Source organism: Chryseobacterium sp. RU33C (genome assembly GCF_900156015.1).
GTDB lineage: Bacteria > Bacteroidota > Bacteroidia > Flavobacteriales > Weeksellaceae > Chryseobacterium > Chryseobacterium candidae.
Genome location: NZ_FTMT01000012.1, coordinates 121999 through 137123, shown reverse-complemented (window position 1 = coordinate 137123; position 15125 = coordinate 121999). Strand labels below are relative to the sequence as shown.

The window sequence follows — 15125 nt, the reverse complement described above, 5'->3', positions numbered from 1 at the left end:
GTTCTCAACCAATTTATGCTTATTTTTGAAGAAAGGCTCAGATTATAAAATCCAAGCCCTGACTTTTTAACTTACACACTTTGTGGGATAGTGTCCTGTAGAAACTTCGTCTAAATATGAAGCTCTTGTTTCATATAAAACAGTATCTTCATTTTCACTTAGATAAAGATACGGTATACCTTTGGGATTTGCTCTTCCTGCTGTTGAAATTTCTTTAGGTGGACAATACATTTTATCATTTGAATAAGCATCTTCATCAGAAATATGATGAAGTCTAGCTCTGTAAAAGTAATCGTCTTTGTTAATTATAATTTTGCTTTCAAAAAAGCTATCCCAACCTAATTCAGTGAGGTAATTAATATCGGTTAAATATCTTCTTTCCCATTTTAATTGTTCTTTTAGAACGTGCCAATAATTAACATTATCTAAAATATCATTATTAAAATCTACTAATTCTTCTGAATTTTGTAAGTGGGTATCAATATTGCCAATCACATAATTCATTATTCTATTTCCAATGCCAATATCACTAAAAAGATTCCAGTTTCCTTGTATCTTTGAAATCAGTCGCTCACCATCATCTTTTACTTGGAAATTATCAAATAACTCTTTGAAAAAGTCAAATAATTCTTCAAGATGAATAGTCTCAATATCTCTATTCTTACAATAACCACATTCACTTATATGTCCCGAAGAAATTATAAAACCTTTTAATTCTTTGTCCGAAAAACAATTTTTACAAACTAACATTACAATGAATTTAGAAAATTGCTAACAACAATTAAATGATTTTTCAAAGATATTTTTTTTACTGTTCCTAATCCTGGATATCTACCGATACTACCATTTTCATTTTCAAAAGTTAAATAGCCTCTTAATTCTTCAATTGCAGAATTTGTAATTTGGTTATCATCACAATAAATAACCATTTTATTAGCCGCTTCATAAAACTTACCTTGTACGTTTGCTATGCTATCATTTGTTTCGGAAGTAAAGTGTCTAATCCAAATTTGATTTTCTTCTTCTTGATTTAAGTATGTAAAATGTATTACAACAGCTCTGGGAGTACTTCCGCCATCAATAAATTCACTAGGTAACACAGTAAAATCAGAAAAACCTTGATAATTTTCTTCTCTGTAATATAAATGCTCTTCGGTAAATTTATGTGCAGGTATATTTAGAAATTCAGAATTTCTAGGCTGTTTTTCAAAAACATCATCTAATCTAATATAGAATTTTTGAAGTTTTTTAATATGTCTATCAATTGCTCTGTATTTATTAGGGTCTTGTAGAGTTATGTGAGTTATTGCAGAGTTTTCACATAATAATTTAAATGATTCCTCGTCAGAAAAATTATCTAAACAAATTATCATACATTCTTTAATATCATATTCATCAAGCTTCTGTATAATGTAATTACTATTATCAGAGTAATGAAAAGCAGGTAGAAAGTGAGGATTATCTAATTCTGATAAATATTGTAGAAAAATATCTTTATCTCCAGAGGCTTCTCCCTGAAATGGGTTAACTATAAGATATGCATTAAATTGTTTTTCTTGAAATACTCGATGTGCCAAATTTAAGTTATTAAAACTGTTTTCTTTAACAGGTTCTAAAATAGGAGTTACTTCATTATGAAGTAAATCTTCATTTACTAATTCTCTAAGAGAAATTAACTCAAATTGTCTGGCTCTTAAATAAGGAAAGTACATGGTTAATTAATATTTGTTTTTAGTTTTTTTATTAATTCATTCTTTTCAGAATCTTTTAAATTTAAAGATAAACAAATTTGATTAAACTCATTATTTACTTTATTAAAAAACAAATTATTAACCTTTCTTTTTTTGATGATTTGTAAGAATAAACTATTTAATTCTTGATTAGGTATTTTAGATAATAAATTCTTGCATACTTCATATTGTGTGAATACACTCATCTCTGGTAGATGACCATAGTACTTGTATACAATTTCGAGATACTCTTTTGTGTGTAGAATTTCAATTAGAGTATTTGAATCTATTTCTTCATTTTTAACTGCTTTTTTTATTAGTTCAAAGTTTTTAACTTCGGAATCGTAGGTAATTATTCCAATACAATCATCATAATTAATATATTTATTAATTTGAATTTTTGGTATTATAATGTATAATTCGTTAAAAATTTTCTTGTACTCTGAAATTTGATTTGATAATCTATATTCTTTGTCTAAAATTGTTTTTATTTCAAAGGCTTTAGAAACGCCATTAAACATTGCTAAGTCAGCAATTGCTTTACCTGTCCTAAATTCATTTATAATTAATGAGTTTTGATTTCCTAATTCACTTTTTAACCATTTATTTAAGAATTCATTTTTCAGAATATATTCATTAGGGTAATTTTCTTCCAATATTTTATAAGTTTCTTTGAGAAACTTTAAATAATTACTACCCTTATTTTTTTTATGTAAATTATATCTTTCTAATTTTATATCTATTGATTTAAAATCATCTTTTAACCATCTTTTAACCTCTTTCCTTGTAAAAAGGGATGACAAGTCTCGCAGTTGATTTAGTTGATATAACATTCAGTATTTTTGTGTAAAAGTAGTAACATTTTTTTTAAACTTTTAATTACAGTAGTTTTAATGTTTGTAATAACATATTATATATTTTTTTTGAAATGTTAATTTGTTTCTGTACAAACAGATTAGGATCTAAATAAATGGCTCTAAATTAGTAATATAATAATGCTTTTCTAGTCAAAAGTTTAATAATCGTTTTCAATTTTCAATCCTATTTCTTTAAATTTAGCTAATGTTAATTCAATTGCTTTTTCCACAGTGGAAATATAATCTAAATATATTTGCTGTGTTAAATTATAATTAATATCTAATTCATGAACAAACTTATGTCTAGCATCTAGAATTTCTTGAATTTTAGATAAAACTCTAAAAGTTTTATTATTAATTCTTTTCTTTTTACTTAATATCGCAAATATATCAATTGATACATATTTTTTAAAAGCTCTATTCGTAGATTCAAGGTTTTGAAAGTTGTACGTTTGGGCAATTATTTGCTCAAGTGAATTCTCCTTTTCAAGAATACTTATAACTTCTGTGATACCAATTTTCACCTTTTCCTCAGTTAGTTGCAGTCTTGCCGTCTTGTCATATTTAATATAAACAGAGAAACATTGTCCAAAAAAATATTCTAATACAGAAACTAAAAATGGTATTAAGCTATTATAAAGAATAATACTAGGGTCTTTTGACATCAACAGCATTCTCATATTTTTTGATTCGATATTTGCTAGTGTTTCCGATATTTCATTTTTATAACCACCTAAACAATGTCTTATTTGATTAAGTTTTTCTAAAGAATTATTCGCTATAATTGAAATAGCCTTTTCTAATGGTGTGAACTTTTCGTAATCTTCTAGATTTATATATCTGTTTGTTCCATACCAATCATTATAAAATGTTCCGCCAAATTGTTGCCGAGCTATTTTAATGATCTCGTTTTGTTTTTGCTTGTCCTCAAACGTCCCACTACTTCTAGTTCTTGTATATAAAACCCATTCAGAACATTTGTATTTTTCTCGTTCCCATTCGGATGATTTTAAAACCATTGCCTCAACGCCTGTGGATGACTCGTAATTATCAAATCCAAACCACATAAAATTTAACATATCATTAGTATTCATTTCATCCAAGAAATGTCTAGTCTTGTTAAATCCATTAGCTAACAGATAATTACTTAATCCTGTTTTAGACGCTTTTTTTGTATATAATGTAATTTCTACACTCATAATTATTTTTAAGAATACTATTTTCGGGTGTATTGTAGAATTTTATGACCAAATTATGGTTTCTTGATGTCTCCAAATATCATAAATCTTTTCTAAAAAAGTTCAATATTTATAGTTTTAAAATATCAACTTTCTCCAAAATATTTACTGGATTTTCCATTAAAACTTCCCAAAATGGATTAGCGGATTCTTCTCCATTCCAGTACTTTTCTGCAAGAAGTTGAAAGTCAATTACAGATCCCTCAATTCTAAGTAAATTCATATCTGCTAAAGTGTATTTTTCACAGTTTACTTTATAAATTTCTCCTTTACCATAAAAAGTTTCAGAATTTATTTTAATTGCATCTTCAAGGGTCTTGCATCCAAAAGAAACTTCAAATCGAGATTTTCGGTTGGCAAATTTGAGCTGTCGAACAAGCTCAAATACAGTTTCAATGGCTACTATATTGGGCGATACAAGGGAAGTATTGGAGTATAAGTATATTCCGCCATGTTGAGAAAGACCATTTGGATGATTCTTTCTCAAGTAGATTTTATGCTCTTCATTAGTAAATCGTCTGAAAAATTGCAAATTAAATTGTGTTATATTTTTTAAATCACATTGTGAAACATGATAGAATTCTTTCATTGTGCTTTTTATAATGGTTTATCTTTTTTGATTATAATAATCATTTACCCAACTTATAACCTCATTTTTATCCTTATATTCTAGTAAAAGAGGTGTTTCTTGTTGTTTTTTTATTGCATCTTTTGAGAAATATGATGTAGTTACTATTAGACCTTTATTAGCTTGTTCAGTGGATAGTACCTCTTTAAAACTTCTTACTATTTCAACACCAATTTTGCGATTTTCAGCATACTTTTTACATTCAACAAGATACTTTACTGGACTAAATCCATTAATATATTTCATTGCAAGTATATCATAGCCATTGTCACGTGTTTGCTTTGTTAATTCAATTTCAAAACCTTTATTATATAAAAGTTCTGCAATTAATTGTTCAAATTCTCTAGGATGAAGTTTGTATAATTGTTCATTATTAAGGTATATTTCAAAAATGATTTGCTTGATTCTTGTTGTTTCATCTAAAACAATTTGTTTTGTACCGAATTCCTCAATTGCATTATCAGCAATTTCTGATTCTTCGTAATCTTCAATTAAGTCAGCAAAATCGTAATTGTGATATATAAATGAATTGGATATTTTTTGGAAATGGTCAAGATTTGAAATTTTGTCGATTTGTTTAATAAAATCTAAATAACTGTTATCATATTTGACTTCAAATATTTTATTAAAATTGATGAATTTATTGTCATAATTAAAACCTTTATTGATTTGTTCAAAATGTTCTGACCATTGTTTATGTAATGCAATTTGATGTATAGCAGGTTTATTTATTTCATTAAGCCAATTATGCATTTTAAAAATATTGTCAAGATGCGGTGGTTTAGACATTTTTTGTAAGGAATCAATAAATTTTTGTATTTCACTAAATTTCATTCATTTAAAAATAAGTTAACTGATTGCAGTAATTTCTACAAATTTACACATTTATAATACTAAAATTCCATATTTAGATTTTTGTAAGGACGACAATGTACTTACTTTGTCTTCATTTGATAATAAAACAATTCCTGCGATAATTTTTTCCATTAATTCTTTTCCTTGTTCAAATAATTATAAATAAATAATCTCAGAATTTATCCTTTCTGGTTTCATTTTATGATTTTTCTCGTAACCTAAAAATAAAAAATAACCTTGACCGTTTTTGGTCAAGGCTAAAAATTATTTTGAAATATAATAAATATAATAACTACCCGTAAAATCTTGTGAATCATAAAATTTCACAAAGGTTAAGTCGTTAGGTATAAAGATGGCTCCATATTTTGATTTATATTCATATCCTGATTTTTTAGAGTTGTAAGTTTTATCAGTTAAATCTCTATAATTTTCAACGTTTGTAGCTGTTTTAAAATGTACAAATTTAGAATCAATCATCAAATAAGAATTCAAATCCTTTGAATCTTCAACTATAAAGTTTTTACTGTTAAAATACGTGATTCTTTTAACTCTGTAATATGAGTTAGCTAAATTATCCAAGATTACGACATTATATAATATATCATTATATAACTTTTTTGAGTTTACCTCATTTAACTCAAACCTTTCAGCTAATGAATAAAATTCATCGAGGTTTTCTTTATAGGATTTTGAAATTACATTAGCGATTAAAGTATGTTTAATTTTATCATAATTTTTTTTTGCAGCTACGTCTAGCTCCCTAAAATTCTGGTCATACATATTGAAGTAGCTATTACTGGATTCTTTTTTAGATTTTTGTGCCGAAGAGTTACTATCATTTTCTGCAGCATTTGCATTACTATAATTATTTTGATCGCTGTTGATAGATTTAGCGTTAGAAGCTTGAGTATTTTTAATAATTATGTTCAAAGAATCGTAAAGCCATTTTATGATACGGTTGGTTTCATTCGCTGATGAATAATCAATCTTAGTTTGATTCAATTCATTGATACATTGTTGTTGAAAATTGTCGTTTATAGCTTTTTTTTGTTCTTCAGTAACCTGTAAATTGTTTATATCTTCATATATAGAATTAACAGTACTTTGTAATTGTTGGACATTAGCATTATACCGATCTTGTTTTATAGTCATTGCATTTCCTAAAGCAGAAATATCTAATTTCGCAGGTTCTCGATATTGTGTTGGTTGCCTAGATTGAGAAGTATTATTTGTTGTATAATACTCCCATTGTTTTGAGAAACTGTTGTATTTTTCATAACCAATCATATTTCCGTTTGAATCAAAATATTCATATCGGTTCTGAAATGAGTTAAACTTTTTTGTTGCAGTTTGAGAAAACCAAAGCTGTCCAAGTAAAATACATGAAGAAAAAATAAGTTTTTTCATAAGTGATTTTTATATCACTCAGTCCCAAAGTGAAAGGTTATTAATGCAGAAAGCGTGGGACTAAACTCAATCTGCAATAGGGGGCTCTGGTAAGCCTGTAACACAAACAAGAATAGCCCACGCCATATGACGTGAGCATCAACTGTTTATTCCGTGTTACATTTTGAATTTACCAGATTCCCTATAACAGAATAAAAGCTAACGCTTTATATTTTTTCGATAAAATTTGAGGTGCTAATATAAGGATTTTTGTAATTATATGACAGTTTGTTTTTTAGTTGAAACGCAACAGTTCGTGCATCATCACCTACAAAAAAAGAGACTATTATCAAAGTTCTCTTATATCTCTATGATAAACTGTAATAGCAGAAAAAGCTAACGAAGCCAAAGTTTATCCTGAGCTAGTCGAAGGGGTGAATAGAGTTTTCGTTTTGGCTTTACAAGCTAGCTCAACGTTTTGGCGCTTGACGAAGAAGCGGATTTCGGAGTACTTCACTTTCAATCCAGCACAAAAGTTGATACAAGGCAGAAAGTTCAATTAAGCAATGAACCGCTTTCTTGCCAAATGCCTGTTAGCAGCCGTGTTTCTATTCAAGGTCAACATTTTCAAATATTACTTTTTCAGCCATAAATGATAATTCCTTTTCTCCTTTTCCGATTTGTTCACACACGTCTGAAGTAGTAGATGAAATGAGTCTCAATTTTCCTTCTTTGTCGATATATTTTACATTAAGTTTTTCTTTGTTTGTGTACCACCAAAGATTATAAAGAAACTGAGAAGAATGAATTGCCCTTGCTTTGTCGTTTCCTGATAATGTGTCCTGAACTTCCAAGTAAGCATTGTTGTCGTCAGTCTTCAATGAAACGATTTTAAACTGTTCACGACTTATTGCTATATACATTGCTGCAGCCATTCCTTCTTGTCTTAGCTTCGGATTTTCTGTCAAGTGTGCTCTTAATGGTTTTATTTTATCATAGTTATCCCAAAGGAATATTTCTCTTGCTAGTTTAATTGCGTTATAGTAATACAAAACGCTTTGCAATGTCGATTCCAAGTCTGATAGTGTAGTTTCAAATTCTGTCTTGTTTGCACCTTTTCCATAGCTACACTTTATTGTTCCATCCTTTTGAAGATTTGCATTATGATGATAAGAAATATTTCTTAGTTGACTAACTTTTAGGTTTAATGGTTTAGGTCTAAATAAATCTTTAAATGGTGTCTGTTCCAGGTAATCCACTAAAACTCCTAAATCGTAGCCGCTTACGATACTTTTTGTCACTGGATTACCGCTAATGAATTTATTTAGTTGGTATAATTCTTTCAAAAGTGGTTTAGATGCTCCTTCTATTACAAGTCCGATTGATTGTAATATATAGTTGTGATAGTCTTCAATTTCAAAAAACTCAGATTGTTTCTTTTCACTGTTTAGAAATGTCCAAAACTTTGAAAGTCCTTCTGCAAAGTCATTACTGTATTCTATTGTTGTGTTTAATGTATATACTTCATCAATGGAAAGTGCTTGATTATAAAAGTCAATAATTTGTTTTGTAAACTTGAAATGTTCTTTTGTTCTAAATGAAAAAAAGTTTACCCAAGTATCAAGATACAGGTCAATAGAATTTTTGACAAAGAAGTCGTGATTTTTAAAGTGCGGCTTAAAAAGAACTATTACAAATTCTTTGACTTGTGAATGATTCAAACCTTCCTCGTATAAAAAAAGAATAGGGTTACTCGTATCAAACTTAGTCAAGAATGGTGTGAAGTCTTTCATAATATGACTGCTAACTTACGAAAAACTGAAGAATTAAAAAGCATGAGCGGAATAGAAAATCTGCTTTTCAATTTTGCACTTCTCTCCGCATTTTGCCAATACTACGTTAGGCGTAGTTTTTATTTTACATTCAATAATTCCATTCTATGAAAAAATTTTAACTGATAGTCAAGCAAATCATCATAAGTCATTAAATTCAATTTATCCTGACCCATTTGTTTCATTCGCTTTGTGAGATGATAAATATTTTCTTCTTTATCTTTTTTTCTTCCAATTAGAATATTATAATCTATAGTTTTAGGCACATAACCAAATATTTTATTTATTTCACTCTGATATTGATCACTTTCCAAATAATCCTTATAATCATTTACTTGAAAAATGTGTCTCATTAGTTTTGATTTAGGTGATGTATGGAATTTGGATTGAGTTAGAAACGTTTCATTAGGAAGTTTTACCTCAAATACGCTAAGGTCTGTTTCAAACGTGATATTAGGCTTCAATGTGTAATCTGGTTCCTCAAATTCTGTTGAGTTTTTGTACAGTCTCGGTTCATACCAATGTCTTGAATAGGCATCACGTAATAAAAAAGGATGATTTTTATTGAAAAATTTATGATATAATTTTTCTTCTCCTTTTTTTCCTATAGTCTCTGAGCGTTTTAACATTTTTGTAAAATCATCAATTGACTTTTCTATTTGACGTTTATCATAATCCAGCCAATAATAATTTAGTTTCCTTGGGAACATTTTAAAATTTTGCGATAATATTCTAGTCGATCTAAATGAATTATTTCTTTTAAAAAAGAAACTATAATCAATTACACCAGAATTAAAAATAATTCCTAAATTATAAAGTTCATCTAAAACTCTCTTTCTCCAATTTTTAATAACTCTATTAAAAGATTTCGATAAAAGATTTAAATTTTCAACTCCATTATCATCTATTACCAAATCATATTTCAAAAAAGCGCTTTTATTCATACCATTTTCAACTATTAGAACTAACGGTATTTCATTAATATTAAAATCTCTTTTTGAATATGTTCTTTGATAATCATTTCTAATAAAGTTCCTAAAATCATTTGCATTTCTTTTATTTACCGTACTATAAATAATTATTAAATCTAATGGCAATTGGAATTTAACTACATGTTCATTTATGAAATCTTGTGCGCTTTCAATACTATTTAATATTAGAATTGAAGTTGGTTCACAAAAATCTCTTAATTGTAGTTTAATTCTGTTGTTGTCTTGAATATCAGTTATTAGTAATACTCGCATTTTATAAAATATTCCTAACTTTCTAATTTACACATTGTGTCAATAATGACAATAGATATTGCGCCAACTTTTTTTTAATCTTTGTGAATTAAATTTTGTAATAATTTGATTTTCAATAATAAAGAATGAAATATTTTTACGTTTTTTTTGTGGGCGCATATTTAAGCTAAATTGTATCACTTATATTCATTTGTACTGTGGGAAACTGTACCAAAGTTGGCGGGTAAAGCATTAAAAAAAGCCTTGTACAGTCTCTGTGTGTTTCTGTTATATATCCAGATTATGAAACCTGCGAAATTCGCCATCAGCTTTATAGAAATGGTTTACAGAGTTTTTACTATCACATAATGGTGTCTAGTAATACGGTATACTGGTATGCCGTTCCTATATGTGGGTAGTAAGGTGGGATAGCTGAAAAATACTTGATTAACAGTTATTCGGACTGTTTTTTGAGGACGCAGAATCTTTTTATAATAGGCAGCGGATGGGAAACTTTCTGTTAATGACTGTGACAAATGGTTGTAGGTCATCTCTAGGTTTTCTACGGGGAAGTAAAAGAAAGATTCTGTGAACAATGGGTTTTGCAAATATATATCTGCCTATTTACCCCAAAAACAAAAATGTCCCTCGATAAAATAAAGACTTTAAAAACACAAATGATGAAAAAAATATTTTTCTGGGACTGATCTATCATCTTTTGTTGGTTTGTGCAATCCTAACGTGCAATCTCTTCAAACTACCATAAACAGGGGTGTTTACAAAGAATCTGCTACATAGTACCTATATATACTACAATTTATTTCAATATTTCTCACTCTCTAATTCACTTCTAACAACTCTAAAACCAACATTTCGGGTAACTATGGTAGACGGTTTCTGGTTTTCTGGTTCAATTACGGATATACAGAGAGAATGTATAATACTTAGGTTACTATTTACATCACCCGCCAAATTTTTGCTGTAAAAATACACCCCCTATACCGTATCTCAAAAATTTTATATAGGCATCGGGGCTGTACCTACTATACGGATTTAACACCCCGTCAGCGAGGTTTTTTCGTTGCGCCCCCTGTCAAAGATTTTTGTTTTTTGACGGCTGTTTTTGTCGTCCTGCGCTCCGAGTGGTTAAAAAGTTTTTAACTTACGTTGATATTTTGGTTAAAAACTGCTGTAAACACTTGTTTTTATGGGCTTTTTGACGTATATTTATACATCTTTACACGCTACTTTTAACCTAGTATTTTTGTGTACAAGGTTCAATATAAAAATAAAAATGCCTAGAAGTATTGGCGTACTTGCTAGGCGTATCAATAAATTTTAACTATTCTAAAATTACTGACATGACAAATTTACGAAATTGTCTTGATACCGCTAGTATCTATTGTGGCACGTATGCCAAGTATAACAACGGAAGCCTTTACGGTAAATGTTTAAACCTTGTAGATTATTCGGATTATGACGAGTTACTGGAAGTAATGCGAGAACTACATAAAGATGAACATGATTGTGAGTTCATGTATCAAGATTTTGAGGGGTGCGAACTGTTTGAAAAACTCGGATTGATTAGTCAGTGTCATCTATCGCCTGAGATTTACGAAATAGCACAACAAATAGATGATTCTGGGTATGATCTCGAAGTTTTTATAGCTTGTGTTGATTGTTTGGGCAAGATTGATTTTCAAAGCCTTTATGAGTATGTAAATAATTTCTATTACGGCGAATATGAAAGTAATGAAGATTTTGTACAATGGTTGTACGAAGATGATACGTTTAATATTCCTAATTGGGTTGTGATTGATTGGAGTGCAACCGCACGGAGTATAATGTTTGATTATTTTGAAAGTAACGGACATTATTTCCGTTCATAGAAATAATTAGATTAAAATACGTTCAAATACGTTAAAATATTTCAAGTCGGGAAGAAACTCGGGAGTAAAAAAATAAAAAACCTTGAAAATCAGGTGATTAACAAGGTTTTATGTAGACCCACAGGGATTCGAACCCCAGATGACTGAACCAAAATCAGTAGTGTTACCGCTACACCATGGGTCTATTTCTATGCCGCGAAATTATAGAAATTATTTTAAATATGAAAATCTAAATTAAAGATTAATTAACATAATTATTGAGATTGCAGCTTTATGTATTGATATCCAAAGAATTATTTTTAATATTTTTTTTAAAAACAATTTTTGTAAGAATAGTAACAGATTTTCAGATATTGTTTGTTTAGCTTTAAGGGGAAGCCAGTAATGAATTCCCATTAGATAGTGACTTTCAGCCTCCTTCATCCAGCTTCTCTCCTTCAAGGTTCATTTAAATAATAAAACCTTATCTTTGCAAAAAAAAAAATTGGGCTCCAAAAGTTGGAGTAACCCATTAATAACATATCCTGAGCAAAGCAAAAGGATTATTAAACATTTTTTATGTCAAATATTGTAGCAATCGTTGGACGTCCCAACGTAGGAAAATCCACGCTTTTTAACCGTTTATTAGAAAGAAGAGAAGCTATTGTAGATTCTACAGCTGGTGTTACCAGAGACCGTCACTACGGAAAATCAGACTGGAACGGAGTAGACTTTACGGTAATTGATACCGGAGGTTATGATGTAGGTACAGATGATATCTTCGAAGAAGAAATCCGTAAGCAGGTACAATTAGCGGTGGATGAAGCAACTTCTATTATCTTTATGATGAACGTTGAAGAAGGGCTTACTGACACAGACCACGAGATTTACAGACTTCTTAGAAGATCCAATAAACCTATTTACATCGTTATCAATAAAGTAGATTCTGCAAAAGAAGAGCTTCCTGCAACAGAATTCTATCAGTTAGGAATTGATAAATATTACACACTTTCTTCTGCTACAGGTTCCGGAACAGGAGATTTATTAGATGATATCGTTAAAGATTTCCCGACTACAGAATACAAAGATCCATTTGAAGGACTTCCTAAAATTACGATTGCAGGTCGTCCAAATGTAGGAAAGTCTACAATGACCAATGCCTTATTGGATGTTGAAAGAAATATCGTAACCGATATCGCAGGAACCACAAGAGACAGTATCCAGACTTTATATAATAAATTCGGACACGAGTTTGTATTGGTAGATACCGCAGGGATGAGAAGAAAGTCGAAGGTAAGCGAAGATCTTGAATTCTACTCTGTAATGAGATCAATCCGTTCTATTGAATATTCAGATGTTGTGATCATCATGGTAGATGCTACACAGGGATGGGAATCTCAGGATATGAACATCTTCGGACTGGCTCAGAAAAACAGAAAAGGAATTGTAATCCTTGTGAATAAGTGGGATTTGATCGAGGACAAGCAGACCAATACGATGCGTGATTTTGAAAAATCAATCAAAGATAAGATCGGTCAGTTCCAGGATATTCCAATCCTATTCGTTTCAGCTTTAACGAAACAAAGAATCCTGAAAGCTGTAGAAGTTGCCATGGAAGTTTATGAAGACCGTAAGAAGAAAATTAAAACTTCAAAACTGAATGAAGTAATGCTTCCGATCTTCGAAAATACACCACCACCGGCATTGAAAGGAAAGTATATCAAAATCAAATATTGTGTTCAGCTTCCTACGCCTTCACCACAGTTTGTATTTTTCTGCAACCTTCCACAGTATGTGAAAGAACCTTATAAAAGATTTACTGAAAATCAGCTGAGAAAAGAATTCGGATTTACCGGAGTTCCGATCGAAGTCTATTTCAGACAAAAATAACAAGAACAGATGTTCATCAAAAACCTCCGGCAAGCGAAGCTTGCCGGAGGTTTTTATATTATCAGATCAGACTTTATCTTTCAGCCCGATCTTTCAATTCGTTTTTTAGTTGTAATTTTGCAGCAATTGAAATTAAAAATAAAATTTTCATGCTTACTATTTTATCGCAACACTTCTCTCTGGTCAACGAATGGATAAATGAACTTAGAAACGTTACTATCCAGCACGACCGAATGAGATTCAGAAGGAATATGGAAAGAATCGGGGAGATTGCCGCTTTTGAAATCAGTAAAGGACTGGAATACAGAGAAGTTGAAATTCAAACTCCTTTAGATACGATAAAAAGCCGGGAAATAGCTGTACAACCGGTTATTACAACTATTTTAAGAGCCGGAGTTCCGTTGTTCGAAGGAATTCTGAACTATCTGGACAGAGCAGACTGTGGTTTTGTAGCAGCTTACAGAAAACATGATGCCAACGATTATTTCTCCATCAAACAGGATTATCTTACCTGCCCAAGCATTGAAGGCAGACCTTTGATCGTGGCAGACCCCATGCTGGCAACAGGAGCTTCCCTTATTGAAGCTATCAAAGATTTGCTGACCAACGGAAATCCAACCCAGCTTCATATTGTTGCCGCTATTGCATCAAAGCAAGGTGTGGAAACAGTCCAGAATGCTTATCCTGAAGCTCATATCTGGGTAGGAGCCATTGATGAACATTTAACATCAAAAGGGTATATCACTCCTGGTTTGGGAGATGCCGGAGATTTGAGCTACGGAGAAAAACTTCAGCGATAAATTAAGAAAGATTCCGGAAATCTTTTATTAAGTTCAATAATAAATCAGGCCGTACTTTATCCATAGGATGCTTTGTGTCCGGAAGTACGGCAAATTTTGCGTTTGGAAGGCTTCTGTAAACTCTCATACTCTCTTCAATAGTGACCATATTATCTTTATCTCCCACCATGATTTGAACCGGAGTAGTAATCGTAGCAAAATTATTTTCCAGAGGAGGATTTTTACCTAGATCAATCATTAAATCAGCAATAGCAGGAAGAAGCTGTTTCCATTTTGTTCCGTGTTGTGATTCTAAAAGCTGGGCATACTGAGGAATTTTTTCAAGAATAACATCCGGATTAAGCATTTTACTTTCTTTCAAAGCCTGTTCTTCAGTCCAGTCGAACTTTGTTCCCAACGTTATAACAGAATTTACATTGTCAGGATTTTGCATGGCGTAGCAAAGTGCAACATAGCCACCCATGCTGTGTCCGAAAATAGATAGGTCAGTCAGATGATTCACTTTACAATACTCAGATAATTCCTGGACATACTTTTTAATACTGAGACCGCCTGCAGGAAGTTCCTGATCTCCATGTCCTGAAAAAATAGGAGTATGAACTCTAAAATATGATGACAGAACGTTCAGATAAGGCTTAAAAATGTCACTGTGACCTAAAGCTCCGTGTAGTAAAATCAGATTGGGCATAGTTGTATAGTTTCCGGAAAATTAGGAAAATGAATTGAATCGTGAAAATAGATGGAGGAGGAATTGTAAGAGTGTTTGAGTGTTGTAGGGTTTGAAAATATTCTTGATTATTGCTCTGCACAGAAAAACC

At 30.6% G+C, this 15125-nt stretch carries 13 protein-coding genes and 1 tRNA gene; 3 read left to right on the top strand and 11 right to left on the bottom strand.

All coding sequences use genetic code 11. From position 1 onward, the window contains the following. Positions 1-66: 66 nt before the first annotated feature. The 9 genes from BW946_RS11965 to BW946_RS11925 form a co-directional block, all read right to left on the bottom strand. The gene (locus BW946_RS11965) at positions 67-750 is read right to left on the bottom strand and encodes an RES family NAD+ phosphorylase (RefSeq protein ID WP_083688860.1); all 684 of its coding nucleotides are present in this window, start codon (positions 748-750) and stop codon (positions 67-69) included. Then, a complete protein-coding gene (locus tag BW946_RS11960; RefSeq protein ID WP_076596401.1) occupies positions 750-1712 on the bottom strand; it encodes a sce7725 family protein in 963 nt (320 codons plus the stop codon). Before BW946_RS11960 ends, BW946_RS11965 begins: the two co-directional genes overlap by 1 nt. Before the next feature lie 2 nt (positions 1713-1714). After that, positions 1715-2563 (bottom strand): sce7726 family protein, encoded by an 849-nt coding sequence (locus tag BW946_RS11955; RefSeq protein ID WP_076596400.1) that lies wholly within the window; start codon positions 2561-2563, stop codon positions 1715-1717. Positions 2564-2745: 182 nt separating this feature from the next. Further along, entirely contained in the window at positions 2746-3786 is a 1041-nt protein-coding gene (locus tag BW946_RS11950) for a HEPN domain-containing protein (protein WP_076596399.1), read from the bottom strand. A 109-nt stretch (positions 3787-3895) separates the two neighbouring features. Next, on the bottom strand, positions 3896-4414 hold the full coding sequence (locus BW946_RS11945; protein ID WP_076596398.1) for a hypothetical protein: 519 nt from the start codon (positions 4412-4414) through the stop codon (positions 3896-3898). 18 nt (positions 4415-4432) lie between these two features. After that, positions 4433-5287, bottom strand: a complete 855-nt coding sequence (locus BW946_RS11940; RefSeq protein ID WP_076596397.1) for a restriction endonuclease — start codon at positions 5285-5287, stop codon at positions 4433-4435. Between the two features lie 285 nt (positions 5288-5572). Continuing rightward, on the bottom strand, positions 5573-6715 hold the full coding sequence (locus BW946_RS11935; RefSeq protein ID WP_076596396.1) for a hypothetical protein: 1143 nt from the start codon (positions 6713-6715) through the stop codon (positions 5573-5575). 587 nt (positions 6716-7302) lie between these two features. Continuing rightward, on the bottom strand, positions 7303-8487 hold the full coding sequence (locus BW946_RS11930) for a hypothetical protein (RefSeq protein ID WP_076596395.1): 1185 nt from the start codon (positions 8485-8487) through the stop codon (positions 7303-7305). A 119-nt stretch (positions 8488-8606) separates the two neighbouring features. Further along, the gene (locus BW946_RS11925) at positions 8607-9770 is read right to left on the bottom strand and encodes a Shedu anti-phage system protein SduA domain-containing protein (protein WP_076596394.1); all 1164 of its coding nucleotides are present in this window, start codon (positions 9768-9770) and stop codon (positions 8607-8609) included. Between the two features lie 1340 nt (positions 9771-11110). Here BW946_RS11925 and BW946_RS11920 point away from each other — a divergent pair. Next, positions 11111-11638 carry an antirestriction protein ArdA gene (locus tag BW946_RS11920; protein ID WP_076596393.1) on the top strand — a complete coding sequence of 176 codons (528 nt, stop codon included), beginning with the start codon at positions 11111-11113 and terminating at the stop codon, positions 11636-11638. 113 nt (positions 11639-11751) lie between these two features. Here the strand turns inward: BW946_RS11920 and BW946_RS11915 are convergent. Continuing rightward, positions 11752-11822, bottom strand: a tRNA-Gln gene (locus tag BW946_RS11915). A 374-nt stretch (positions 11823-12196) separates the two neighbouring features. Between BW946_RS11915 and der the strand changes: the two genes are divergently transcribed. Next, on the top strand, positions 12197-13507 hold the full coding sequence (gene der / locus BW946_RS11905; RefSeq protein WP_076596391.1) for a ribosome biogenesis GTPase Der: 1311 nt from the start codon (positions 12197-12199) through the stop codon (positions 13505-13507). A gap of 149 nt (positions 13508-13656) precedes the next feature. Then, entirely contained in the window at positions 13657-14307 is a 651-nt protein-coding gene (gene upp, locus BW946_RS11900; RefSeq protein WP_062676151.1) for a uracil phosphoribosyltransferase, read from the top strand. Between the two features lies 1 nt (position 14308). On the opposite strand, the gene BW946_RS11895 is transcribed toward upp, so the two are convergent. Continuing rightward, a complete protein-coding gene (locus BW946_RS11895; protein WP_076596390.1) occupies positions 14309-14995 on the bottom strand; it encodes an alpha/beta fold hydrolase in 687 nt (228 codons plus the stop codon). Positions 14996-15125 lie beyond the last annotated feature (130 nt).

Bases quoted from the DNA above. Each gene is read 5' to 3' on its own strand.
- BW946_RS11965 (WP_083688860.1), bottom strand. From the start codon at position 750: ATGTTAGTTTGTAAAAATTGTTTTTCGGACAAAGAATTAAAAGGTTTT.
- BW946_RS11960 (WP_076596401.1), bottom strand. From the start codon at position 1,712: ATGTACTTTCCTTATTTAAGAGCCAGACAATTTGAGTTAATTTCTCTT.
- BW946_RS11955 (WP_076596400.1), bottom strand. From the start codon at position 2,563: ATGTTATATCAACTAAATCAACTGCGAGACTTGTCATCCCTTTTTACA.
- BW946_RS11950 (WP_076596399.1), bottom strand. From the start codon at position 3,786: ATGAGTGTAGAAATTACATTATATACAAAAAAAGCGTCTAAAACAGGA.
- BW946_RS11945 (WP_076596398.1), bottom strand. From the start codon at position 4,414: ATGAAAGAATTCTATCATGTTTCACAATGTGATTTAAAAAATATAACA.
- BW946_RS11940 (WP_076596397.1), bottom strand. From the start codon at position 5,287: ATGAAATTTAGTGAAATACAAAAATTTATTGATTCCTTACAAAAAATG.
- BW946_RS11935 (WP_076596396.1), bottom strand. From the start codon at position 6,715: ATGAAAAAACTTATTTTTTCTTCATGTATTTTACTTGGACAGCTTTGG.
- BW946_RS11930 (WP_076596395.1), bottom strand. From the start codon at position 8,487: ATGAAAGACTTCACACCATTCTTGACTAAGTTTGATACGAGTAACCCT.
- BW946_RS11925 (WP_076596394.1), bottom strand. From the start codon at position 9,770: ATGCGAGTATTACTAATAACTGATATTCAAGACAACAACAGAATTAAA.
- BW946_RS11920 (WP_076596393.1), top strand. From the start codon at position 11,111: ATGACAAATTTACGAAATTGTCTTGATACCGCTAGTATCTATTGTGGC.
- der (WP_076596391.1), top strand. From the start codon at position 12,197: ATGTCAAATATTGTAGCAATCGTTGGACGTCCCAACGTAGGAAAATCC.
- upp (WP_062676151.1), top strand. From the start codon at position 13,657: ATGCTTACTATTTTATCGCAACACTTCTCTCTGGTCAACGAATGGATA.
- BW946_RS11895 (WP_076596390.1), bottom strand. From the start codon at position 14,995: ATGCCCAATCTGATTTTACTACACGGAGCTTTAGGTCACAGTGACATT.